The sequence below is a fragment of the Desulfolithobacter sp. genome, assembly GCF_054025815.1.
Genome location: NZ_JBPMMS010000034.1, coordinates 220694 through 242674 on the forward strand (window position 1 = coordinate 220694; position 21981 = coordinate 242674).

General features: G+C 55.5%; 23 protein-coding genes. 13 read left to right on the plus strand and 10 right to left on the minus strand.

Annotation, left to right across the window (positions count from 1 at the left end; genetic code table 11):
• The first annotated feature begins 47 nt into the window (after positions 1–47).
• The 6 genes from ACXJJY_RS09135 to ACXJJY_RS09160 all read left to right on the plus strand — a co-directional run bounded on the left by ACXJJY_RS09135 (position 48) and on the right by ACXJJY_RS09160 (position 3696).
• Positions 48–293, plus strand: coding sequence for a dissimilatory sulfite reductase D family protein (locus tag ACXJJY_RS09135; RefSeq protein WP_456387195.1), 246 nt, complete (start codon positions 48–50; stop codon positions 291–293).
• 69 nt (positions 294–362) lie between these two features.
• On the plus strand, positions 363–1121 hold the full coding sequence (locus tag ACXJJY_RS09140; protein ID WP_456387197.1) for a biotin--[acetyl-CoA-carboxylase] ligase: 759 nt from the start codon (positions 363–365) through the stop codon (positions 1119–1121).
• Positions 1122–1180: 59 nt separating this feature from the next.
• Positions 1181–2185 carry a YhdH/YhfP family quinone oxidoreductase gene (locus ACXJJY_RS09145; protein WP_456387199.1) on the plus strand — a complete coding sequence of 335 codons (1005 nt, stop codon included), beginning with the start codon at positions 1181–1183 and terminating at the stop codon, positions 2183–2185.
• A 12-nt stretch (positions 2186–2197) separates the two neighbouring features.
• Complete coding sequence (locus ACXJJY_RS09150; protein WP_456387201.1) at positions 2198–3169, plus strand: KpsF/GutQ family sugar-phosphate isomerase; 972 nt, start codon at positions 2198–2200, stop codon at positions 3167–3169.
• A 70-nt stretch (positions 3170–3239) separates the two neighbouring features.
• Positions 3240–3449: a CooT family nickel-binding protein gene (locus tag ACXJJY_RS09155; protein ID WP_456387203.1), complete on the plus strand. Its 210-nt coding sequence runs from the start codon at positions 3240–3242 to the stop codon at positions 3447–3449.
• Position 3450: 1 nt separating this feature from the next.
• A complete protein-coding gene (locus tag ACXJJY_RS09160) occupies positions 3451–3696 on the plus strand; it encodes a DUF8180 domain-containing protein (protein WP_456387205.1) in 246 nt (81 codons plus the stop codon).
• Here the strand turns inward: ACXJJY_RS09160 and ACXJJY_RS09165 are convergent.
• On the minus strand, positions 3690–6059 hold the full coding sequence (locus ACXJJY_RS09165; protein ID WP_456387207.1) for a hypothetical protein: 2370 nt from the start codon (positions 6057–6059) through the stop codon (positions 3690–3692). The genes ACXJJY_RS09160 and ACXJJY_RS09165 overlap by 7 nt on opposite strands.
• 533 nt (positions 6060–6592) lie before the next feature.
• Here ACXJJY_RS09165 and ACXJJY_RS09170 point away from each other — a divergent pair.
• Positions 6593–7216 carry a DUF4388 domain-containing protein gene (locus ACXJJY_RS09170; RefSeq protein WP_456387209.1) on the plus strand — a complete coding sequence of 208 codons (624 nt, stop codon included), beginning with the start codon at positions 6593–6595 and terminating at the stop codon, positions 7214–7216.
• 18 nt (positions 7217–7234) lie between these two features.
• On the opposite strand, the gene ACXJJY_RS09175 is transcribed toward ACXJJY_RS09170, so the two are convergent.
• From ACXJJY_RS09175 to larB, 6 genes are all read right to left on the minus strand, one after another.
• Positions 7235–8761 (minus strand): sensor domain-containing diguanylate cyclase, encoded by a 1527-nt coding sequence (locus tag ACXJJY_RS09175; protein WP_456387211.1) that lies wholly within the window; start codon positions 8759–8761, stop codon positions 7235–7237.
• Between the two features lie 311 nt (positions 8762–9072).
• Complete coding sequence (locus ACXJJY_RS09180; protein WP_456387213.1) at positions 9073–9726, minus strand: HAD family hydrolase; 654 nt, start codon at positions 9724–9726, stop codon at positions 9073–9075.
• Positions 9704–10408, minus strand: coding sequence for an HD domain-containing protein (locus ACXJJY_RS09185; protein ID WP_456387215.1), 705 nt, complete (start codon positions 10406–10408; stop codon positions 9704–9706). The genes ACXJJY_RS09180 and ACXJJY_RS09185 overlap by 23 nt, the downstream gene beginning before the upstream one ends.
• Positions 10409–11137: a YkgJ family cysteine cluster protein gene (locus tag ACXJJY_RS09190; protein WP_456387216.1), complete on the minus strand. Its 729-nt coding sequence runs from the start codon at positions 11135–11137 to the stop codon at positions 10409–10411. It abuts the gene before it with no gap.
• Positions 11138–11140: 3 nt separating this feature from the next.
• The gene (gene secD / locus ACXJJY_RS09195; protein WP_456387217.1) at positions 11141–13705 is read right to left on the minus strand and encodes a protein translocase subunit SecD; all 2565 of its coding nucleotides are present in this window, start codon (positions 13703–13705) and stop codon (positions 11141–11143) included.
• A gap of 408 nt (positions 13706–14113) precedes the next feature.
• Positions 14114–14872 carry a nickel pincer cofactor biosynthesis protein LarB gene (larB, locus tag ACXJJY_RS09200; protein ID WP_456387218.1) on the minus strand — a complete coding sequence of 253 codons (759 nt, stop codon included), beginning with the start codon at positions 14870–14872 and terminating at the stop codon, positions 14114–14116.
• 150 nt (positions 14873–15022) lie between these two features.
• Between larB and ACXJJY_RS09205 the strand changes: the two genes are divergently transcribed.
• Genes ACXJJY_RS09205 through ACXJJY_RS09215 form a run of 3 tightly spaced genes read left to right on the plus strand, consistent with a single transcriptional unit; the run spans position 15023 to position 17097 of the window.
• Positions 15023–16018, plus strand: coding sequence for a hypothetical protein (locus ACXJJY_RS09205; protein ID WP_456387219.1), 996 nt, complete (start codon positions 15023–15025; stop codon positions 16016–16018).
• Between the two features lie 12 nt (positions 16019–16030).
• Positions 16031–16603, plus strand: a complete 573-nt coding sequence (locus ACXJJY_RS09210; RefSeq protein WP_456387220.1) for a P-loop nucleotide/nucleoside kinase family protein — start codon at positions 16031–16033, stop codon at positions 16601–16603.
• A gap of 56 nt (positions 16604–16659) precedes the next feature.
• Positions 16660–17097 carry an NIL domain-containing protein gene (locus ACXJJY_RS09215; protein WP_456387221.1) on the plus strand — a complete coding sequence of 146 codons (438 nt, stop codon included), beginning with the start codon at positions 16660–16662 and terminating at the stop codon, positions 17095–17097.
• A gap of 37 nt (positions 17098–17134) precedes the next feature.
• Here ACXJJY_RS09215 and ACXJJY_RS09220 read toward each other — a convergent pair whose 3' ends face one another.
• The 3 genes from ACXJJY_RS09220 to trxA form a co-directional block, all read right to left on the minus strand.
• Positions 17135–17944 carry an outer membrane protein assembly factor BamD gene (locus ACXJJY_RS09220; protein WP_456387222.1) on the minus strand — a complete coding sequence of 270 codons (810 nt, stop codon included), beginning with the start codon at positions 17942–17944 and terminating at the stop codon, positions 17135–17137.
• Positions 17945–18017: 73 nt separating this feature from the next.
• Positions 18018–18950 (minus strand): thioredoxin-disulfide reductase, encoded by a 933-nt coding sequence (gene trxB / locus ACXJJY_RS09225; RefSeq protein WP_456387223.1) that lies wholly within the window; start codon positions 18948–18950, stop codon positions 18018–18020.
• Between the two features lie 220 nt (positions 18951–19170).
• Entirely contained in the window at positions 19171–19500 is a 330-nt protein-coding gene (trxA, locus tag ACXJJY_RS09230; RefSeq protein WP_456387224.1) for a thioredoxin, read from the minus strand.
• Between the two features lie 328 nt (positions 19501–19828).
• Between trxA and hemL the strand changes: the two genes are divergently transcribed.
• From hemL to ACXJJY_RS09245, 3 genes are all read left to right on the plus strand, one after another.
• A complete protein-coding gene (gene hemL, locus ACXJJY_RS09235) occupies positions 19829–21121 on the plus strand; it encodes a glutamate-1-semialdehyde 2,1-aminomutase (RefSeq protein WP_456387225.1) in 1293 nt (430 codons plus the stop codon).
• Between the two features lie 163 nt (positions 21122–21284).
• On the plus strand, positions 21285–21518 hold the full coding sequence (locus ACXJJY_RS09240; RefSeq protein ID WP_267926926.1) for an AtpZ/AtpI family protein: 234 nt from the start codon (positions 21285–21287) through the stop codon (positions 21516–21518).
• Positions 21515–21979, plus strand: coding sequence for an ATP synthase subunit I (locus tag ACXJJY_RS09245; protein WP_456387226.1), 465 nt, complete (start codon positions 21515–21517; stop codon positions 21977–21979). Before ACXJJY_RS09240 ends, ACXJJY_RS09245 begins: the two co-directional genes overlap by 4 nt.
• The last annotated feature ends 2 nt before the right edge of the window (positions 21980–21981 follow it).

The window sequence follows — 21981 nt, forward strand, 5'->3', positions numbered from 1 at the left end:
GTGCCAGCCTGATTTTTTCATTCTTGGTATTTTAAAGGAGGCCAATAATGGCTCTGAGCAAAGAAGAACTGAAAGCTGCCATTCTTGAGAAGGCAATGAAGGCTCCCAAGCCGCAGCTGTATGTCAAGGATTTCTACAAGTGTGACCCCGATGCAAAGCCTCGGGCAATCAAAAACGCTGCCAACGAACTGGTAAAAGAGGGCAAGCTTGCCTTCTGGTCCTCCGGGTCCACCACCATGTACGCCGCAAAAGATCGGGTGAAGGACGAAGAGGGAGATAAGGGTGTAAATTAGTCATCCTTTTTCCATTTCGTCCCACTGAAGCAGAGGCCACGTGTCTCTGCTTTTTTTTGTAGATCGATCATGTGTTCATCCGATCTCCTTTACTTCCATCGCTTCGGATGCGTGGACTCCACCAACGTCCTGGCCCTGGAGATGGGTTCCAGAGATGCCCCTCACCGCACCGTGATTCTGGCTGGACAACAGCGTTGCGGCCAGGGACAGCGGGGTCGATCGTTCAGCTCCCCTGCGGGAGGGCTCTACTTTTCGCTCATCTTAAGGCCAAATATTTCACCTACCCGCCTGCCTTGCATCACTCTGGCCACTGGTTTGGCCTGTTGTCGGAGCCTGGCAAAGCTGTCCTCTGTTCAGCCAATGGTCAAGTGGCCCAATGATCTTTATCTTGGCAGGCGTAAGCTGGGCGGAATCCTGAGCCAGTCACAGGGCTTTCCCGGAGCCGATGATTTTTTTGTCGTTATCGGGATCGGTATCAACATTAACACTGATCTCGCCGCTTTCCCAACCTCTTTGCAGCCGCAAGTGACCTCTCTTTATCACAGTACCGGACGTTTTTTCGACCTGGAGCAGATGGCCCGCACAGTAGCCCTGGAGGTGACTGGGCTGGTTGAGACTCTTGAGGTCCAGTGGGATTCTTTGCTGGAAGAGTTTGCAACTCATGATTATCTTTTCGGCAGAAGCGTCAGGTACCATCCTGTCATCGGTCCGATGGTCCAGGGAACCGGGGCCGGTATTTCCGCTGATGGAAGTTACCTGGTTCGTCTTGCCGACGGGACCAGTATCCGTGTTGTGGGTGGAGATCTGGTATTGTTTGACCAGTCTTGATAAAGACTGATTCCTTTCGTCTCTCTTGAACTCAGGTTTTTTATCCAACGGGATTTATTATGTTGACTGAGAGGTTCCCGGCGCTGCTGGTCAGTGCTGCTGATGACAAGACATATGTGCCCAGGGTGGCCCTGGTATCGCTTGACGATCTTCCCGCAGTTGATGTGCTTATCAAAGTCCATTATTCGTCTCTGAACTATAAGGACGCCCTTTCTGCCAACGGGAATCGTGGTGTAACCAGGAGGTATCCCCATGTTCCAGGTATTGACGCGGCCGGTGTGGTGGTCGAGAGCGCAAGCGACAGGTTTGCGCCCGGTGACCGGGTTCTCTGCTGTGGCTACGATTTGGGCATGAACACCTGGGGAGGATTCAGCAGCTATATCAGGGTGCCGTCCGACTGGGTTATGGCGGCGCCTGGAGGCCTTTCCCTGAAGCAGACAATGGAGATCGGAACGGCTGGGTTCACAGCTGCCGGATGTGTTTTTGAACTGCTTGAATCCGATTGCCGTGCTGACTGTGGATCGATCCTCGTTACCGGAGCCACCGGCGGGGTGGGATGTGTGGCTGTGGCCCTGCTGGCAAAACTGGGTTTTAAGGTTGCAGCGGTCACCGGCAAGAGTAGTGAACATGCATTTCTCCAGCGGCTTGGAGCTGATACTGTCATCGACCGGGACAAGATGTCCGTCGGAGGCACAAAGAAGCTCCTTCGCGAGCGCTGGGCCGGGGTGGTGGATACAGTTGGAGGAGATATCCTGGCCACTGCCATTAAACAGTGCCGGTATGGCGGCGTGGTCACCTGCTGCGGCAACGCCGCTTCCGGGGAACTGCCTCTCAATGTCTATCCCTTCATCCTCCGTGCTGTCCGGTTGATTGGTGTCGACTCTGCCACGTGCGTCATGGAGCGAAGGGAACAATTGTGGGAATTGCTGGCCGGTCCCTGGCGGCTTGACTGTCTTGGCGATTTGAGTCAGACCCTTACCTTAAACCAACTGCCGAAGGCCATCGATTCGATGCTCCACGGGCTGTCAAGGGGGCGAATTGTTGTTTCATTACTGGAACAATAGGATACAGGAACAATGAGTGTAAAACAGGCAAGAAAAGTTTTGACCATCGAGGCCGAGGGGATTCTGGCGGTCCGTGACCGGTTGGGAGAGGAGTTTGTCCGGGCGGTGGATCTTATAATGAAGTGCCCGACCAGGCTGGTGATCACCGGTATCGGCAAGTCTGGTATTGTCGGGCAGAAGATTTCCGCCACTCTCAATTCCACGGGAACCCCTTCCTTTTTCCTCCATCCGGTAGAGGCCATGCACGGCGACCTGGGCATGGTCTCGCCTTCAGATGTGGTCCTGGCCATATCCTACTCCGGTGAGACAATGGAGCTGAACGGGCTGCTTGGAAGCCTGCGGGAACGCTCTGTACAAATCATTGCCATGACCGGTAACCCTCACTCGACACTGGCTGGCTGCGCCGATGTAACCCTTGATGTCCATGTCCCCCGGGAGGCCTGTCCCCTGGGGTTGGCTCCCACAACTTCGACCACCGCAACCCTTGCGTTGGGTGATGCCCTGGCCGTGGTCCTGTTAAAGCGCAAGCAATTTCGGGCAGAAGATTTCCGTCGCAATCATCCCGGGGGCAGCCTGGGTGAACGGCTCAAGGTCGCAGTCCGCGAGGTTATGCTCACCGGATCCCGTATCCCGCTGGTCTCTGATCAGGCCAGGTTCACCGATGCGGTATCCGAGCTCAATGAAAAAAATTTCGGAGCCGTGGTGGTGGTGGATGACAAAAACCGGCTGCAGGGAATCATAACCGATGGGGATGTGCGCAGGCATATTCTGGCACATCACTCCCTTGAAGATTCGCGCATCAGCGAGGTAATGACCGAAGATCCGGTGACCATCAGCAGGGACCTGATGGCGGCGGATGCGCTGAGTATCATGCAGAGTCGGGAAATCACCGTTTTACCGGTGGTGGGAAAAGGTCAGATTCTGGAAGGCATTCTCCATCTGCATGATCTGTTGGGCAAGGGAGAATTTCGTTTTATGATTTGAGCTGGACAGTTTGATGGAAGCGGTTGACGCCTGTGCAGCCAATAGCGACGTGTAGCGGGGAGGTTTTGATATGTGTCAGATAAGTGCAGTGTTAGAGCGTGATGGCAGCCGGGAGACAATCATGGAAGGTGTGACCGGACTGGAGGTCACCGGTGAAGGAGTTTTGCTGACCACTTTTTTTGAGGACCCGAAACTGGTTCCCGATGTCGCCGTTGCGCGTATCGATTTTCTTGGCGGGTCTGTGGTCATGGTGCCAAGGGAACAACCACAGGGAGAGTGAGATGAACGACCTGGAAAAACTGCGGATTATGCTGCCGCACTGGATAGAGCATAACAAGGGGCATGGAGAAGAATTCTTCCGCTGGGCCGATACGCTGGCCGGGGCTGGTGAAGAAGAGATCGCTGAGCTTTTGCGGGAGGCGGTGAAAGCTCTCCATGAGGCCCACCATGCCCTGGCAAAGGCTCTGGAAAAGGCTGGCGGGCCCATTGAGAAACAGGATGGGCATCACGGCCATCATCATCACTGACCCGAGTACATGGACCAGCCTGTGGCCGGGTCGAACTGATAATCCAGTTCCAGGCGAAAGAGGCGGCCCTGGTTCTTTTCCGCACAAGCAAGCTTGAATACCATCTTGTTCCCTTCCCGACGGAGGAAGGTGACCTTGGGATTGAGCAGCAGCGAGGTTTGGGATGAAGGGTAGTGTTTCTTGAATATATCCCTGAAATGTTCTTCAAGCCAGCCGATTTTTTCCTGGATGGCAAGCTGTTCCCGGGTTTCCGCGATCCGCTTCTTAACACTTGAAGCTATGGCCCCAAGTGATGGCTCCCTGGCCAGGGGGCTCTGGCGGATAATTTCCTGGATTCTTTGGTAATGCCCCAGGGCCTGGTCCAGGTCTCCGGATTCAGAGGCCAGGGCTGCTTCCCGCTGTTCCCGGGCGATCCGAACCATGAGCAGGGTCCGTTCGATCCTGACGACAGAATCGTCCAGGCCGTCATTGGCCTGTTTCTCTTCCCGGAGGAAGCTCAGTGCTTTCTCGTATTCACCTATGGCCAGGTCCCAGTTCCCCTCTTCGTAAGCACGGCGGGCTGTGCCAAGCATCTGATAGAGACGGGCCTCAAGGCCAATCCGTTCCATTTCCTGCCGCTCGGCGGGAGATGCGATGTCTGGTTCGTCCCGGAGCAGGCTCTGGGCCTGATCCAGGGCTTCGAGGGCCGTGGTCCACTGTTTGTTTTTGAAACTTTTTCCGGCCCTGTCCAGAGCGAGCCTGAAGGAGGCCCTGGCCAGTTCCTTCCGGATGGGTTCAAGTGGCGGTGGAGCACTCAGATCGTCGGCCAGGGCAAGCACCTGCCTGTACTTTTCTGTCGCAAGTTCCCACTCTCCAGTGGCCATGTTGTCGCGGGCCTCCTTGAGGGTCACCGCAAGTCGAAGCTGTATCAGCTCCTGCCCGGCGTTTCTCTCCTGGTCCTCCAGGCCCTGGTTGCGAGCCAGGATCTGCGCTTTTTTCAGCGCATTGATGGCTGCGGTTATGTCGCCCTTTTTCTGCAGATCGCGGGCCTCTGCCATGAGCCTGTCATACTCCGAAAGTGTTTTTGCCTGGGCGGCGTCAATATATTTGCCCTGGTAGAGAGTCCGGCCCCGCAGCCCTTCCTGGAAATCCCTGCTGCTGCGTAGACGGGAGAGTTCTTCTTCCAGGGCAGCCTTGTCCGAACGGAGAACCAGGATGGTATCCAGGGTTTTTTCAAGCTTCCTGGCAAGTTTCTCTGCCTTTGCATACTCTCCAGTCTCGGCAAGATTGCGAACCTGCTGCCAGCTGCTCCTTGCCTCTTCAAGGTTTGATTTGTCCTGGAGGTAGAGGTACCCGGCCCCGCCGACAAGACCGGCGACAATTCCGACGACCGCGATGCGCAGCACGGCGCCGGCGATACCCCGTCCTTCTTTGCCGGTCTTGCGGGGTTTTGGTGGAGGTGGAGGAGATGCGGATTTCTCAGCGGTCCGGGGTTCCGGTCTCTCCTGGTTTGGCTCTGCATCTCCGGCCAGACGCAGGGATTCCTGAATCCGCTGGCGCAGTTCCTCCAGTCCAGGATAATCGGCCACGATCTCTTCAAGTCTGCCCAGCAGGTTCAGGGATTCCTGAAGTTTTCCCTGCTGCTCCAGGGCTTTGCTCTCGTTGAACAGGGCTTGGGCCCTCTGCATAGCTTCGTCCAGGGCCTGTTCAATTTCTTCGCGTCCGGGAAATTCCGTGCCGGCAGGAAGCTGGGCCAGTTTTTCCGCTGCCCCTGCCAGTTCACCGCGTTCAAAGCGGAATCGGATGAGATCGATCAGGTCTTCGACCGTGATTTCTTCCTCATCGGAACTTTCGTCCATCAGGCCGAGTTCGGCAAAAGAATCCTCCTCTGGAAGCAGGTCATTGTCCGGCTCATCCGAATCAATGATGTCCGCTATCTGCAGGGTATCCAGAGGCAGTTCGTCCCCATGGCTGACGTACCATTTTGCCGCCTCCGGATTAAAGGGATCACGGGTGTTGCAGCGTGTGCCGGTAATCATCTCCCCAATATGGATGATCAGTTCGGCCAGGGAAGGATTCTTTTCCCAGAAATCAGCTATCCGGATGGCATCAGGGTCAATGTCCGGATGAAACAGCGGAGTCAGGGGTTTGACCGTGGGGGCAAAATGGGGATATCCAAAAGGAAGATCGATGCCGACCAGATGGCGTTCACCCACTGTCACGGTTCCGTCCGGCGAGGTTACAAAGCCGCGTACCCGGTATTCGATTTCATAATGATCCGGTGGATCACCGTTGGTCTTGATGATAGTGATACTGGGATACAGTTCCAGGGTTTGCAGGACCTGTTCGTGATCAGATATTAATTGCGAGGAACCGGATGGCATGGGGCGACCTGGATTTCTTTGGGTTGCGATGAGGACCAGTGGCGGAACCAGCTGATCTTTTGGACAATATTACAATATAACGAATTAAGGTTACCATCGAAACGTGACTTCTCACTGGTATGGAAAAGGATCACATCGCATGGCTTTTGAGAAATTCTCTGTCAGGGAGCGCCGGTGAGGGATTGTTTTTTAAATCCCTTGGCGAAAATGGCCATGTTATCTCCCGGCACTGCAATTTGCCGATTTTGATGGTAATCACATAACGTATTGTATGGCAAACAGAAAACAGAAACAAGTAGCTTTGCATCCTGGTTGTGATTTGATATTCAACGGGAACAGGAGCCATGACAACAACCAATTGAGCTGGCGAGGGAATATGTGTACAATGGAGGTGTACTGGTTCAGCGTGAATTGAAGTTTTCGGCGCCTCAATATTTTGAGAAGACTTGACCATATCTTATGCCAAGTCTTCTCGAAACGTCGAGGAGACATATTGATTATAATCACATAATATTTTTTCTCCCGGACTATCCATGATGACCTTTGCGGCGGCCTTTACCATTGTCGAAGAACGTAATTGCCCGATATACCGGCGGGGGGAGAACCTGGTCATGACCGACAAGGCTGTCGCTCTCCCCATGGGCAAGCCCGCCTGCATGATATTGATTCGTGAGCTCACGGGTCTTCTTTTTGAGCTTTTGCCCCACGTGGACGACGGTTTTACCGCCCAGAAGGAACGCCTTTTTACCTGTGGTGGCTGCACTGGTCTGATCAAATACCGGCTTGCTGAGATGCCCGATACCCCGGCAGAAGATGTGGAGCAGGATGGCTCGGTTATGAGCGGTTTGATCGAGGCGGTTTCTCCGGCCGAGTTGCTGCAGATTTTTCATATGCACCAGAAAACCGGTAAGCTGCTACTGGAAACTCCTGGAGGTACTGCCAGGGTAACCTTCAGAGAGGGGGCCCTTGTCGCGGCCCGGTTTGGCGAGTTGGACAACCAGGAGGCGGTTTACGCCTTGCTCAACGAAAAGGAGGGCAGTTTCCGTTTCATTCCCGGATTGCCTTCTTCGTTGATGCAGGCGCGGGAGATCGGAGATTTCATGATGATTCTCATGGAAGGATTGAAGCGACTGGATGAGAAAAGACCGGATGGCTGAGTCCTGCCGGAAAGAGGCTCAGCCGCTGCAGGCACGGGTGGCCACCTCAATTGCCTCCACCCGGTTACGCCCGTTTTTTTTGGCCAGGTACAGGGCCTGGTCGCTGCGTTCGATAAGTTCGGTCCTGGAGATCTTGCATTGATCCGCCTCGTTACTGGCAAGACCGCAACTGATGGTCACCGGAATTTTCAGGTCATTGTAGATGATATCCATCTGTTCGATGCCCCGGCGGAGCCGTTGGGCCAGTATCCTGGCACTGTTCAGCCCTGTTTCCGGCAGGATGACTGTGAATTCCTCTCCACCATAACGGGACACGATATCGCACCGACGCACCAGTGATACCAGCATTTCGGCCACAGCTTTGAGGACATGATCTCCGGCCGGATGACCGTATTGGTCGTTGACCTTCTTGAAATGATCGATGTCGGCCAGGATCATGGAGAGAGGGTGATTGTAGCGGCTGGACCGTTCAATCTCCGCCTCAAGGATTTCCTGGAAGTACCTGTGGTTGTACAGTCCGGTCAGGCCATCTTTGAAGGCCAGTTTGCGCAGGCTGTCGTTGGCCAGCTTCAACTCCATGGCCAGTTGCTCGGCGTTCTGCTTGGCCTGTTTCAGTTCCAGAACCAGTTGCGCGTAGGAGAGATTGAGCCGGCCGAGTTCCTCGTTGGCTTCCTGCATGATCAGAGAAAAGGGTTTTATGTTGCCCGGGTCGATGGAAAACACCTCCATGAGATTATGGGCCTTTTCTCCCACCTTGTCGATCAGGGTAGCGCTCTGTTCGTCGGAAAACATGTATGCCTCGGTCAGCAGTTTGTGTACTTCCATGGATTTACGGTTGCTGTGCAAACCATGGTAGATGGCGGCAATCTTGTCGGAAAGGTGGAGGATCAGGGCGCAGTCTCCATATTTTTCATCCCTGACATCCGAGTGATGGAAGCGGATTGGTCGCCAGATCGATTCCGGCAGTTTCCAGAGCGAGAGCAGATGGCTGCCCACTTGGGTGTGGTCAAAGCCGAACCGGCGTTGTTCCGCCTCGCAGATGGTCATGCCGCTGATCCGTTTTTCATCCTGGACAGAGGCGTAGGAGGCGGAATCGGACAGATAGAGAACGAGAATGCCTATATCCTGGAGCAGGGCGGAGATAAACAGGTCCCGGTCCTGGTAACCCGTTTCCTCGGCCAGGGTCTCGGCCGCCACTGCCGCAGTGATGGCCCGGCGCCAGAACAGGTTCATGTCAAACCCGTGCGAGGACGGTTGTTTCAGGTCCTGGACAATGACAAAGGACAGGGCGATATTTTTCAGAGTATTGAAGCCAATCAGAGCCGTGGCCTGGCTCAGAGATTTGACCGGGCTGGTAAAACCGTAGAGGGCTGAGTTGGCAATCTTGAGAATACGGGCTGTGAGGGCGGGGTCGGCCGAGATAATCCGGGCCAGGTCTTCAAAGGAGTTCTCATCCTTGCGCACTGCCTCCAGGATTTTCATGGCAATGGCTGGCGGAGAGGGTAGTTTTATCTTCTGCGCAAAAAAGTCCTGCAGGGTTGTCATGGCGAAGATCGAAGATTGTAGAGTTTGCTGTTCCAGGAAGCCGCACCCTGCAAAGAGGAGGTCGGCCGCATAAGACTCGGACGGTAGTTTCGATGGTACTAAATAACATAATTATAAAACAAGATGTTTCAGGATAGCAGGTATTGCTGTTCCTGTAAATGATGATTCTGCCAGAACCCTTGTGCTGCAGACCAGGCGAGCACTCATCCTTGAGTTGCGATCCCTCTTTGACTTAGCCCTTCAATTCGTTATAGTGTCCGGTCCGGTACAGTTCACGATTTTTGCAGATACTTTTTTCCAGTATCAGAAGGTTATGATCCTGCAGCATGTGCAGAGTCAGGGCCGGCCTGCAGTGGGGGTAATTCGAGAATATCCATGAACCGATCCACATGGTAGCTTGCCTTAAGGTCCGGATTCTTGAAGGCGATAAGCTCCATGCCCACACTTTGGCAGTGATCCCGGTCCACGGTCGAGTCACCGATATAGATCGCTTCGTTCACCCGGACGTCAAATCGGTCAAGGATCATGCGCAGGCCGTCTGGTGCCGGCTTGGGTCGACCGGCGGTCAAGGCCGTGACCACCATGTCGAACCAGGGCCTGAGTTTGAAAATATCGAGAATCAGATCCATGGTGGTCGTCCGGTTGGTAGAGATGGCGGTATGATAGCGAGGTTTGATTATCCGGAGAAAATCCATCAGGTCCGGTTCCATGATCATGTACTGCAAAAAGGGATCATAGCTCAGCTGCACCCGATAGCGGTCAACCTCTTTCATGTCAACCTGGGGATGGTTGCGGAAGATATGGAGAACCGATTCAAACACGTTGTGAATGTGGACATAGTCTACCTCCTCCTCGCTCATGGGCGGACAGCCGAAATGGGCCAGCAGGTGATTGTAATAGTGACGGTTGGCCTCCCGGGACTCAAAGAGAACCCCGTCGCAGTCAAAGATAATCAGTTTCAGCATGGGTAGGTCGTCCTGGTCTGGAAGCAGTTTCGTTGCCATGGATCTCCCTGTTCAGTTCGTCAAAGAAGATTTCCATGAATTCGTGCCGGCGGTGGGCAAGACGGCGGCCCGGCTCGGTGAGCATCTGGTCGCGCACCCGGGACATTTTGACCTGAAACTCTCGGTAGGCCGTGTCTTCGGTGGTATAGGATTTTGTTTCTTCCGGGGTCAACTCGGGGTTGTGCAGCCTGGCGCCAATCTGGCCGGCAAAAAGAAAGGCGCGGCCGATACCGATGGCACCGATGGAATCGAGCTTGTCGGCGTCAAAAAGGATGGCGGCTTCCAGCGAAACGGGTTTTACCCGTCCCCGATAGCGATGGGCCCGTATGCAGTGAACGATTTTTTTGATATCGGTCTCGGAAAAACATAGTCCCCGGAGAACCGGGACCGCCATCTCTGCACCGATTTCCGCATGACATATGGCTCCCCTGCTCTCTGATTCCCGGCGTCGGCCGATATCATGCAGCAGGGCAGCGGCCCCGAGAATATCCAGCCGGGCCGAGAGTTCCTGTCCAAGGTTCATGGCCATGCGAAAGACCCGTTCGCTGTGGTCAGGTCCGTGGGGGCCTCCTTCTTCCATGCAGTAACCGGCACTTATTTCACGAAGGATTTTCAGCCGGTCGGCATCAAGGATCGAACTCATCTATTCGCCGAAAAACTCCTGTTTGAGCCAGCGGATACCTAAAAGCAGCAACTGTTCGTCGTCACCGGCCAACCCCTTTAGTTCACCTGGTGACAGAGGTCTTTTCATGGTAATTCGTCCGTCGCTCAGTTCCTGACGGAACATGTCCAAATTGTAGAGGGCGAGGATAAAAAGATCAAGCTGGGCTCTGGTTGGCCTGAATCCCAGCCGGACCTGTTCATGCTGCAGCAGGCCGGCCACCTCGTCGTTGTAGCGGTTGTAGAGGGTCAGGCCCTGGTCTTTGAAATATTCAAGCGGAGTCTGTTCTCCGGCTTCGGCAAAGCCCTGACAATGATTTTCGCGCACCAGGACAAACTGTTCCTGGATGGTGCCGTCTGGTCCGCGGGAGACTCCGCGTCCCACCGGATAGGCCCGGCAGGCTCCGGGTCGGTCAGGATAGACCGAGCAGCCACACCTGGTGACAAAGACACAGCTGGCCCGCCCATCATCCACCATGGTCAGATAACATTGCGGAAAGACCATACCCTCTTCCCATTCGATGAGGACAAACTGTTCGAGAAAGTTTCCTGAATGCAGTTTACGGTTGTTTTTCAGCCGCAGTACATCATAGGGGCTCAGGGCCAGGTCGAGTTGCCGACAGCACTCGGTGAAACAGGGAACCCCTGGATGGCAGGCAAAACGGAAACGCTCCGCCTGCGTGACGGGTTGAAAGGAACTGGTCTCTGTCACGAATCAGTGTTCCCGTGATTTGATGGTCAGCAGCGGGCTGGCGATGAAGATCGAGGAATAGGTCCCGACGATGACACCGGTGAGCAGGGCAAACGAGAAGTCATGGATCGCGGAGCCGCCGAAGAAAAAGAGTGAGGCCAGAACCAGGACCGTGGTCAGGGAAGTGACGATTGTCCGCCCAAGGACCTCGTTGATGCTGCGGTTGATGATCGTCCCGAAATCCGTGCCCTGGAGTTTGGCCATGTTTTCCCTTATCCGGTCAAAGACCACCACCGAGTCATTCAGCGAGTACCCGGCCAGGGTCAGGAGCGCGGTGACCAGAAGCAGCGTTATCTCTTTGTCGAGCAGCCAGCAGATACCGAGCACCACCAGGACATCGTGAAAGGTTGCTGCCGCCGCTGCCAGGCCGAAGCTGAAGTCGAAACGGATGGCCAGGTAGAGAAGTACGCCGATAAGCGATATGGCAATTGCCTCGATGGCCTTGTTGCGGAGCACCGTGGAAATGGAAGAACCGATTTCAGACTGTCTTTCGAGAAGAAAGTTTTTGTCCGCTTGCTCGGTGGTCAGGATCCGGGTTATCTGCTCGCCAAGGTGGCCCACCGTATCCTCGGATTTCTTGATCTTGATGATGAGCCGGTTTTCACCGGTAACCTGCTGCAGGTCGATATTGGTAAAACCATGTTTCTTGAACGCGGCTCGGACCTCGTCAAGCTGAAAGGGTTTTTCAGCCTTGTACTGGAGCAGGGAGCCACCGGCAAAGTCCACCCCGAGGTTTGCCTGGCCGCGAAGGATTTCGACAAAGGAGAAGAGGCCCATGATGACCAGGATCGCCGAAACCACGAAGGCGATTTTCTTGACCCGCATGAAATTGAAATCAGGTTTCTTGATAAAACGCATGAAGTTGAGCTGTTTAAGCCTGCGGGTGGTATAGAGCACATCGTAGATCAGCCGGGTACAGAACAGGACCGCAAAGAGGTTGAAGATGATACCCAGAGACAGGGTGACGGCAAAACCCTTGATAGGGCCGGTGCCGAACAAAAACAGAGCCAGAGCAGTGATCAGGGTGGTGACCTGGGAATCGACAATACTCCAGAATGCCTTGTTGAAACCGCCGTCGATGCCCGACTTTACCGATTTGCCCAGTTCCCATTCCTCTCGCATTCGTTCGAAAATAAGGACGTTGGCATCGACCGCCATGCCGATGGACAGAATGATACCAGCAATACCCGGCAGGGTCAGGGTGGCCCCGAGCATGGCCAGACCAACAAAGAGAAAGAGGATGTTAAGGAGCAGGGCGAAGTCGGCGATCACGCCGGAGAGCCGGTAGTATATCACCATGAATGTCAGGACCATGAGGGCGCCGAACAGGCCGGACATCAGTCCTTTGTTGATGGAGTCATGGCCGAGGCTGGCGCCGACGGTGAGGTTCTGGATGATTTCCACCGGGGCCGGCAGGGCTCCGACCCTGAGGACAATGGCCAGATCGGTGGCCTCCTCATGGGTGAAGTCGCCGGATATCTGGGCGCTGCCACCGAGGATTTTTTCCCGGATCACCGGCGCGGAACGGACCACTCCGTCCAGGACAATAGCCAGGCGTTTGCCGACATTTTTTTCAGTGATGTTGGCAAATATCTTGCCGCCACGGCCGGTGAGATCCAGGCTGACATAGGGTTCGTTGAACGACCCACCGATGCGGACCTGGGCGTTTTTGACCATTTCGCCAGTCATCACGACCTGGCTTTTGAGGAGAATCGGGACCTTTCTTTCCCGACCGGTCTGGGGGTCAACGATTCGCTGAAAATAGACCTCGGTATCCGGAGGAATTCGACCCTGAAGGGCCAGGTTAAGTTTTTTGCGGCTTTCTCCCTCTTTCCACAGACCGGCCTGTTTCACCTCATCGATGAGGCGGGGGAGATCGATCCCGGCGTCGTCGGCCACCAGTTTGAATTCCAGCTGGGCTGTCTGCCCGATCAGGCCCATGGCCCTTCCGGGATCCTTGACGCCGGGCAGCTGAACCACGATTTCGTTTTCCCCCTGGCGGATGATGACCGGCTCGGCGACACCGAACTGGTCGATCCGGTTGCGGATGATCTCCAGGGACTGGGCCACCGCATTTTTGCGGATGAACTCTATCTCATCCTTTTTCAACTGCAGGGTGATGCGGGGAAAGGAGCCCTCTTCGGCCGCCACCTGGATATCAAGGTTTGGAAAATCCTCCTCGATTATCTTGCGGACCGTATCAACGGCACCGGTGTTGGGCAAGGTGAAGACGACTTTGTGTGGATCTCCGGAATCCATTCGGACAGCGGTGATGCCTTTCTCCGCCAACCCTTCCCTGAGATCAGATGCCGCCAGGTCGAGGGAGTTTTCCAGGGCCTTCTCCAGATCCACCCGCAGGACCAGGTGCATGCCGCCCTGCAGGTCAAGGCCGAGTTTGAGACCAGTGGGCGCCAGGTATTTTTTCCACCAGTCCGGGGTGCCGGGGTAGAAGGAAGGCACCAGAACCATGATCGAAAAGAGGATCAGGGAAACGAGCAGGCCGATTTTGAGCTTCAAGGTCGTGTTCATAGGGGTTGTCCGTATGCTACAAGTCTTTATATGAAAGTCTTGTCCTTCCCTCCAGGGGGGCAACAACAGCTTTCATCTTTCGTTGAGCAGGCTGTGGGAGCCTGCATAGGTGTTCGTTTGCAGGGGCCATTTGTTTGTGTTTTTTCCGGGAGCCCCCCAGGGCCAGCAACGGTTGCGATAATATGTTGTGGAAAAAACATTCGATTATACGCCGGCAACCGGTTTCCTGCAATGGCGGGTCAGTATTTTTTCATGATTTATTTTTCACCGGTAGATCTCAGGCCCGGAGGCGGGTCGGCGCAGGGTAGATTTGGCATGAAGCGGCAATCTGTCCTGATTTGCGTTCTGCGGGTAAACATGGATGGACACCACGGCCCTGGAGGCAGGTGATGGATCATTCTACCCGATTCAGTTTCTGCAAAGATTGATGGCTGCGGCCATGCAGGCGGCTCCGAAGCCGTTGTCGATATTGACCACCGCCAGTCCCGGAGCGCAGCTGTTGAGCATGCCGAGCAGGGCGGAGAACCCTCCGGCTCCAGTACCGTATCCTATGGAGCTGGGCACGCCGATGACCGGTGCTCTGACCATGCCTGCCACCACCGTGGGCAGGGCACCCTCCATGCCTGCCACCACGATGATCACCGAGGCCGAGGCGAGCCGTTGCGTGTGAGCGAGGATGCGATGGAGTCCGGCGACACCGGCGTCCAGGACAGTGTGGGTCCGGTGCCCGAAATATTCCAGCGATATCCTGGCCTCTTCGGCCACCGGCAGGTCCGAGGTCCCTGCAGTGACGATCACCACCTCGCCTCTGGTCCTGGCATGGGGGATATACTCTTTGTTGCCGGTCAGCATCCGGCCTTGAGCATGGTAGTCGAGCTGCGGCAACCGGGCCTGGACGGAGGATGCTTTGTTCGGGCTTATCCGGGTGGCAAGGACTACCTGTTTTCGGGCAAGCATGGCGCCGAGGATTTCTACCAGCTGGTCCACGGTTTTGTTCTCGCCAAAGACCGCTTCGGGGATACCGGTGCGCAGGCTGCGATGGGTGTCTATCCGGGCCGATGGCAGGGTCTCTGTCGGCAGGTGGCGCAGCCGGTCAAGGGCGGAATCAGGGTCACGGGTGCCAGCGGCCACTTCCTGGAGAATGATGCGGATGATATCTTCATGCATGGCAAAAATCTACCATGACCAGTCCGACAGGTAAACCATTTACGCTGTCTGCCCGATCTGGTAAGATGCCGGTCCTGAGTCAGTCCGTTGCCTGGTTGGCAACCATTTTTTTGAACCCGAGCACAATTATCACTCATGAGCAAACAAACCATGCCCCCGTTTATCCACGTCCTGCAGAAGCCCGAAATCTATGACCACGAGGTCGATGGCGTCGAGTTGGTTCAGACCCATATCTCCTATGTTCTGCTGGCCGGCGATTTTGTCTATAAGTTCAAAAAACCGGTGGATTTTGGTTTTCTTGATTTTTCCACTCTCGATAAACGCAAGTATTGCTGCGAGCAGGAGTTGGTTCTCAATCGCCGTCTCTGTCCTGATATCTATCTGGGCCTGGTTACCGTTACCATGGAAAGGGATACTTTTTCTCTGAATGGTCCGGGCGAGGTGGTCGAGTACGGGGTGAAAATGAAGCGGATGCCCGAGGAGAGGATGATGGGCAATCTCATACGGACCGGTGAACTGAACGAAAAGGAAATGGACCGGATCGTCGAGGTCCTGGTTCCCTTTTACGACAAGGCCGAGTGCAGCGAAGTGATCGACACCTTTGGCCGCGCCGATGCGGTGGCCGTGAATGTCCTGGAGAATTTCGAACAGACCGAAGGCTTCATCGGTGGCGGGGCCCTGACCAGGCAGCAGTTCGAGACGATATCGACCTATGCCCGTTCCATTCTGGCCCGGGAGGAACTCTTTCAGGCGCGGATCGATGCCGGCCGGATCCGCGACTGCCATGGCGATCTTTATTCCGCCAATATCTGCCTGGCCGACAAGGTGTACATTTACGACTGTATCGAATTCAACCAGCGGTTTCGTTACTGCGATGTTGCCAGTGACGTGGCCTTCCTGGCCATGGACCTGGATTTTCACTCTCAGGAGGAGCTTTCGGATTATTTCATGACCCGCTTTCAGGAGGCATCCGGTGACCGTGGGATCACGGACATGCTGCGGTTCTATAAATGTTACCGCGCGTACGTGCGGGGCAAGATAGGGCTGTTCACGGCCAGCGATCCGGCCGTGGACGACGAGGTGAAAAAGGCCAACCTGGCCGCGGCCGCAGCCTATTTTGAGCTCGCCACCCGCTACGCTTCCTGACGGATTCCGGTCATGGGGCAGCAACAGAAAATATACGTCTTCTTCGGGTTGATCGCCTCGGGAAAGTCCACCCTGGCCAGGGCCTGGGCCGAGCAACACGGTTTTTTGTACCTGAACACCGATCGGGTCCGCAAGGAACTTGCCGGCCTGCAACCCACCGAGCGGAGGTCGGATGGCCTGGGGCAGGGAATCTATACCCGGGAATTTACCCGCAGGACCTATGACGCCATGCTGGCCCGGGCCGACGAGGCCCTTGGATCCGGTGCCGGCGGCGTGGTCCTTGACGGCTCCTATTCGAACCGGAAGGAACGAGACCTGGTGCGGGATCTGGCCCGGCGCCACGGGACCGAGGTTTTGTTTGTCCTGTGTTACTGCAGTGATGAAGAGGTGGCGCGCCGACTGGCTCTCAGGGCCCTGGATCCTGAGGCCGTGTCCGACGGTCGTTGGGAAATCTACCTGAAGCAGAAAGAATTTTTTGCCATGCCCGGGGAGCTGGGGTCCGGCGAACTTCTCCATCTGGACACGGAGGCGGATATCTCCACCCTGCTCACCCGTCTGGAGCAGGCTGCCGGGGCGGGTGATTGACAGGAGCAAGGCAAAGAAGCATATTTATCTGACACCTGAAAACAAAGGGATTTTTTATGTACACACGAATTTATTTTCTACGCTATCCCAAAGAAACATCGGATCAGCCCATCATCTATCAACTGGTGAAACGCTATGATGTGGAGTTCAATATTCTCAAGGCAGATATCCGGCCCCAGCGGGACGGGATCATGATCCTGGAACTCAAGGGCAACAAGGAGAATGTCCGCGATGCTCTGTCCTATCTGAAGAGTCTTGGCGTACAGGCCGAACGGCTGGCTGGAAAGATACGTCGTGACGATGAGAGATGTTTTCAGTGCGGGGCCTGTACCGGCATTTGTCCTGTGGGTGCGCTCTATATCCAGCGGCCGGAGATGGCGGTGCTCTTTGATCCGGAAAAATGCACCGGCTGTGGCCAGTGTGTGACCGGTTGTCCGGTCAGGGCCATGGAAGTATCTTTTGAGCAGCTTTCCGGAGAAGAGGTGCGGGCCTGAGATCCTGCCGTCCTGCAACCAGGTTCAGGCCGGTGGTTTACTTCCTCTCCCTGTTTTCTTCCTTATCCGTATCTTCCCCGTAGAGCAGCCAGTCGGGCATGTTGAAGTCGGGCAGCCATTTGGCGATACCCATTTCAGGAGGATTACCCTCTTCCAGGCGCTGGAGAAGTTTCCCGGCCTTTGGGGCGATGGCTGCGTCCGGATAGGTGGCCAGCAGGTATTTCAGCCGGTGAATGGCCTGGTCATATTTTTTGGTCCGGACATAGAAAGTGGCGACAAAATATTCATGGTTGACCAGGAATTCCCTGGCGGCCTTGATCCGGGCCCTTGCTTCCCTTGAATAGGGTGAGTCGGGATAGGCCCGCAGCAGCCTGGAAAACGACTGGATGGCATCCTGGGCCCCGGAGATATCCCGGTCGATCCGGTCGGTACGCTTGAAATCACACATGCCGATCTGGAACAGAACATAGGGGATGGCCTCGTTGGTGGGATGACGTTCCTCGAACTCCTTGTAAAGCAGTTTGGCCTCTTCATATTCACCCATGTAATAGTGGCAGTCCGCAGCCTTCAGCTCGGCCAGCAGGGCCTGGGGGCTGAAAGGGTAGCGGTCCATGATCTGCTCGAAGGTTTTGAGGGCAGAACTGTAGCGGCCGCGGTTGAACTCGTCCATGCCCTGGATGGCCATGCTTTCCGGTGTTATCTGTTCTTCTTCTCCGGTATCGAAAAAGTTGAACATATCGCTTAGGTTGTTGTCCGCGCAGCCGCTCAGCAGGGTGGTGGACAGAATAACGAGAAGGCAGAGGAGGATTTTGGCGCATCGGCGGGGATGCAGGGCAGTTGATGTCATTGATTGGTTCCAGTGGCTGACAGAGTCTGCAATGATGAGTATTGGTTTAGACGGAAAGCGCTCAATTCAGGTTTCATTCAAGCGAGGCCAGGTACTGCTCGGCGGAAAGCTCGGCCGTGGCGCCGTCTCCTGCTGCATTGATGATCTGGCGGAAGTTCTTGCTGCGTATATCGCCGGCGGCGAAGACTCCCGGAAGGTTGGTCAGCATCTCGGTATCTGTTGGGACAAAGCCCTGCTTGTCCAGGCGCAGCTGATCCCGGGGCAGCATTTCGTTATTGGGCACCACCCCGATGAGAATGAAGATGCCGCTGACTTCGAGAAACGAGCTTGATCCGTCGGCATGGGCGAGACGGAGACGCTCCACCCCGCTGTCACCGCCCTCGATGGCTTCCACTGTGGTGTTCCAGATAAAGTCAATTTTATCGCTGGCAAAGGCCTTTTCCTGGAGAATCCTGGTCGCCCGCAGTGTGTCGCGGCGGTGGATGACTGTTACCCGGGATGCGAATTTCGTTAGATGTATGGCCTCCTGGATCGCTGTGTTGCCGCCGCCCACCACGGCAATCTGCTGGTTGCGGTAAAAAGGGCCGTCACAGGTGGCGCAGTAGGACACCCCGCGGCCGGCAAATTCCTTTTCTCCCGGAACGCCCAGTTTGTTGGGCCGGGCACCGGTGCAGAGTATGACAGACAGGGATGTCAGGGTCGAGCCGTCTTCAAGGTGGAGGGTCTTCACAGTGTCCTTGAGGTCCATGGACTGGACGGTGCCCAGTTTTTTTTCCACGCCAAACCGGTCGGCATGGGCGGTCATCTTTTCAATGAGGTCAAAGCCGCTGAGTCCATCGACAAAGCCGGGATAGTTGTCGACCCAGTCTGTCAGCAGTACCTGACCGCCCACGGCTCCTTTCTCGAGCAGCAATGTCTTCAGTCGTCCGCGGGCAGCGTAGAGCCCGGCGGTCAGTCCGGCGGGACCGCCACCGACGATGATGAGCTTGTAATCGGTTTGTAGCATGGGGAAATAATCTGGAAATTAGTCGTTGGTGAAAAATCAGCCTTAAGCAGGGCGGCCGGGGCTGTCTTTTCCGGCAAGAGACAGAAGCAGCCCGGGCCGGTTCGTCGTGCTTGCCTGGCGGAGATTGTCAGCAGCATCTGTGTCTGGCCGGCTCGCTTCCCTGTTCATCAGGTTGCCATGTTGCGGGCTGCCGGCCAGGGAGACGGTCATGCAGGACAGGTCAGCTGGCTTTGCCCAGCAGGTCGATGAGCTGGGCCTTGCCAACTGCACCGGTAATCTGATCCACCACTTCGCCACCTTTGAACAGGATCAGGGTGGGGATGGCCCGGATGCCATATTTTCCCGGCGTGGCCGGGTTGTCATCCACGTTCATCTTGGCGATCTGCACCTGACCTTCATATTCTGCGGCGAGTTCATCTATAACCGGACCGATGGCTTTGCACGGGCCGCACCAGGGAGCCCAGAAGTCCACCAGGGTGGGCAATTCATTCTGCAGCACCTTGCTGTCAAATTCACCATCAGACACATGCACTACCTTGTCGCTTGCCATTGTCGATTCTCCTTCTTGGTTTTATGACAACCTGTGAATGTCGAGGAAAGGTTTGTCTTTTTGCTTAGTTAATAGTTTGATTGCTATAAATTATCAATATAGAAAAGCATTCTACCTTGCATGGGTATCAGTGACAAGAAAAAATTAGCATGGTTTTCGGACGTGTCGAGGATCGCTGTGCGGGCTGTCAGGCCCTGAAATAGCCGATTGATTATTTATATCTCTTCAGGTAAATAATGCTGCCATGGAGCGTGGAGTTGCCAGGGCAGGCCTTCGGTGAGCGGGGGCTTGTCCGATACTCACATTATATATGGAGGCAGATGGTTCTATGAAGACTGATCTTTCCGTTTCGCTGTTCGAAAAGGCCTGCCAGGTGATTCCCGGCGGAGTTAATTCGCCGGTTCGGGCCTGTAAGTCGGTGGGTTGTGATCCGCTCTTTGTCCGGAAGGCAGAGGGAGCGATGGTTGTCGATGTCGATGGCAACGAATTTATAGATTTTGTCGGTTCCTGGGGGCCGATGATCCTGGGACACGCTCATCCCGAGGTTGTCGAGGCCATAGAGAGAACCGCAAAAGACGGTACCAGCTTCGGTGCCCCGACCCCGCTGGAGGTGGAGCTGGCCGAGATGGTCTGCGATTCGGTACCGTCGCTTGAAAAAGTCCGGTTCGTCAATTCAGGTACCGAGGCCACCATGAGCGCGGTCCGGCTGGCCCGGGGCTATACCGGACGTAACGTGGTGGTCAAGTTCGACGGCTGCTACCACGGCCATGCGGATTCCTTTCTGGTCAAGGCCGGCTCCGGGGTAATCACCCTTGGTATTCCCGGCAGCCCCGGTGTGCCGGAGGATATTGTCAAGAACACTCTCTCCATTCCCTATAACAACGTCGAGACCCTGGAAGAGACCCTGCGGGACGAAAAACTCGACATCGCCTGTGTCATCGTCGAGCCGGTGGCCGGCAATATGGGAGTGGTGGTGCCGGAGATGGCCTTTTTGCGGAAACTGCGGGAGCTGACCGCCGAACTAGGGATAGTCCTCATTTTCGACGAGGTGATCACCGGCTTTCGGCTGGCCCTGGGTGGGGCCCAGGAGCGATTCGGAATCATGCCGGACCTGACCTGCCTTGGCAAGATCATCGGTGGCGGTTTGCCGGTGGGGGCCTATGGCGGCAAACGAGAGATTATGGACCGGATCGCGCCGGACGGGCCGGTGTATCAGGCCGGGACACTGTCGGGCAATCCCCTGGCCATGGCTGCGGGACTGGCCATGCTCAAGGTGGTTCGCCGGGATGGTTTCTACCGGGAGCTGGAGGAAAAGAGCGACTGGTTTGCCGGGGAGCTGGCCGCGATCGCCGCCGGTTCCGCTGTCCCGACCACCCTCAACCGGATTGGTTCCATGATGACCTGTTTTTTTACTCCGGATCCGGTGACAGACTTTGAATCGGCCATGAAGGCGGACAGCGAAATGTATGGCCGCCACTTTCGTCAGATGCTGGCCGGCGGGATATGGCTGGCTCCGTCGCAGTTTGAGGCGGCATTTATCTCTGGTGCACATGGGCGGTCTCACTTGGAAAAAGCGCTGGAGGTGACTGAATGGTCATTCAAAAAATTGGCAGAACAGTAAAAAAATCATTGCGTTTGCAGGAGCCTCATGCTACCAGTATCTTCCATATGAGAGTCCCGTCCTGAGGTTGACAGTCGGGAAGACTTTCATCTTGCGCCGCGCAGGGGCTGCTGTCCTGCAGGGTGTTCATTATTGTCTCGCGGGGCGTCGGACAGGGGGCTGTATGTCGGAAGATCGAAGGGAGATGTTCAGGCTGCTGGCTGTGTACAGTCATGTCGGTCTGACCTTTGTATTCTCCATATTCATCGGGCTCGGGATCGGCTGGTACCTTGACAACAGGGTATTTGACGGTAAGACCTCGCCGTATCTGACATTTATATTTCTGGGGTTTGGAATCGCCGCCGGCTTCAAGAATCTCTGGGAGCTGACCCGGCAGATTCCGAAAGACAAAGAATGAGTGAGCACGAAGAAACCGGGATCGACCGGAAGACCGTGGAGCCCGGGGTTCTCCTGCTGCGTTACATACAGTTTTTCAGCTGGCTGGTGCTGCTTGTGTTTGTCGCTGGCGGCTGGTATCTGTTCGGTTGGCCCTTTGCCCGCTCCGTGCTGGTTGGCGGGGTTCTGGCCAATGGCAGTTTTTTCCTGCTGAAAAAGGATATTGAGCAGCTGATCCACCGGGTCGCTATGGCTGGTGGTGATATGAAAGCGGTCAAGCGTATTGAGAAAATCCGATTCTTTCTCAAGTTTTACGCCCGTCTCATCCTCTTGGGTCTTCTTCTTTTCGTGCTGGCCACCAAGCTCAGTATCAATATGATCGGCCTGGTGCTTGGTCTGTCCACCATCATGCTCAGCGTCATCATTGTCGTCCTGAGCAAGGGCAGGATGATATATTCCGTACAAAGAGTTAAGGGAGCGTAGGC

Coding starts and splice junctions, on each gene's coding strand:
- ACXJJY_RS09145 (WP_456387199.1), top strand. CDS start 1,181: ATGTTGACTGAGAGGTTCCCGGCGCTGCTGGTCAGTGCTGCTGATGAC.
- ACXJJY_RS09205 (WP_456387219.1), top strand. CDS start 15,023: ATGCCCCCGTTTATCCACGTCCTGCAGAAGCCCGAAATCTATGACCAC.
- ACXJJY_RS09215 (WP_456387221.1), top strand. CDS start 16,660: ATGTACACACGAATTTATTTTCTACGCTATCCCAAAGAAACATCGGAT.
- larB (WP_456387218.1), bottom strand. CDS start 14,872: ATGCATGAAGATATCATCCGCATCATTCTCCAGGAAGTGGCCGCTGGC.
- ACXJJY_RS09245 (WP_456387226.1), top strand. CDS start 21,515: ATGAGTGAGCACGAAGAAACCGGGATCGACCGGAAGACCGTGGAGCCC.
- ACXJJY_RS09220 (WP_456387222.1), bottom strand. CDS start 17,944: ATGACATCAACTGCCCTGCATCCCCGCCGATGCGCCAAAATCCTCCTC.
- ACXJJY_RS09210 (WP_456387220.1), top strand. CDS start 16,031: ATGGGGCAGCAACAGAAAATATACGTCTTCTTCGGGTTGATCGCCTCG.
- ACXJJY_RS09155 (WP_456387203.1), top strand. CDS start 3,240: ATGTGTCAGATAAGTGCAGTGTTAGAGCGTGATGGCAGCCGGGAGACA.
- ACXJJY_RS09135 (WP_456387195.1), top strand. CDS start 48: ATGGCTCTGAGCAAAGAAGAACTGAAAGCTGCCATTCTTGAGAAGGCA.
- ACXJJY_RS09140 (WP_456387197.1), top strand. CDS start 363: ATGTGTTCATCCGATCTCCTTTACTTCCATCGCTTCGGATGCGTGGAC.
- ACXJJY_RS09240 (WP_267926926.1), top strand. CDS start 21,285: ATGTCGGAAGATCGAAGGGAGATGTTCAGGCTGCTGGCTGTGTACAGT.
- secD (WP_456387217.1), bottom strand. CDS start 13,705: ATGAACACGACCTTGAAGCTCAAAATCGGCCTGCTCGTTTCCCTGATC.
- ACXJJY_RS09170 (WP_456387209.1), top strand. CDS start 6,593: ATGATGACCTTTGCGGCGGCCTTTACCATTGTCGAAGAACGTAATTGC.
- trxA (WP_456387224.1), bottom strand. CDS start 19,500: ATGGCAAGCGACAAGGTAGTGCATGTGTCTGATGGTGAATTTGACAGC.
- ACXJJY_RS09160 (WP_456387205.1), top strand. CDS start 3,451: ATGAACGACCTGGAAAAACTGCGGATTATGCTGCCGCACTGGATAGAG.
- hemL (WP_456387225.1), top strand. CDS start 19,829: ATGAAGACTGATCTTTCCGTTTCGCTGTTCGAAAAGGCCTGCCAGGTG.
- ACXJJY_RS09150 (WP_456387201.1), top strand. CDS start 2,198: ATGAGTGTAAAACAGGCAAGAAAAGTTTTGACCATCGAGGCCGAGGGG.
- ACXJJY_RS09165 (WP_456387207.1), bottom strand. CDS start 6,059: ATGCCATCCGGTTCCTCGCAATTAATATCTGATCACGAACAGGTCCTG.
- ACXJJY_RS09185 (WP_456387215.1), bottom strand. CDS start 10,408: ATGAGTTCGATCCTTGATGCCGACCGGCTGAAAATCCTTCGTGAAATA.
- ACXJJY_RS09175 (WP_456387211.1), bottom strand. CDS start 8,761: ATGACAACCCTGCAGGACTTTTTTGCGCAGAAGATAAAACTACCCTCT.
- ACXJJY_RS09180 (WP_456387213.1), bottom strand. CDS start 9,726: ATGCTGAAACTGATTATCTTTGACTGCGACGGGGTTCTCTTTGAGTCC.
- trxB (WP_456387223.1), bottom strand. CDS start 18,950: ATGCTACAAACCGATTACAAGCTCATCATCGTCGGTGGCGGTCCCGCC.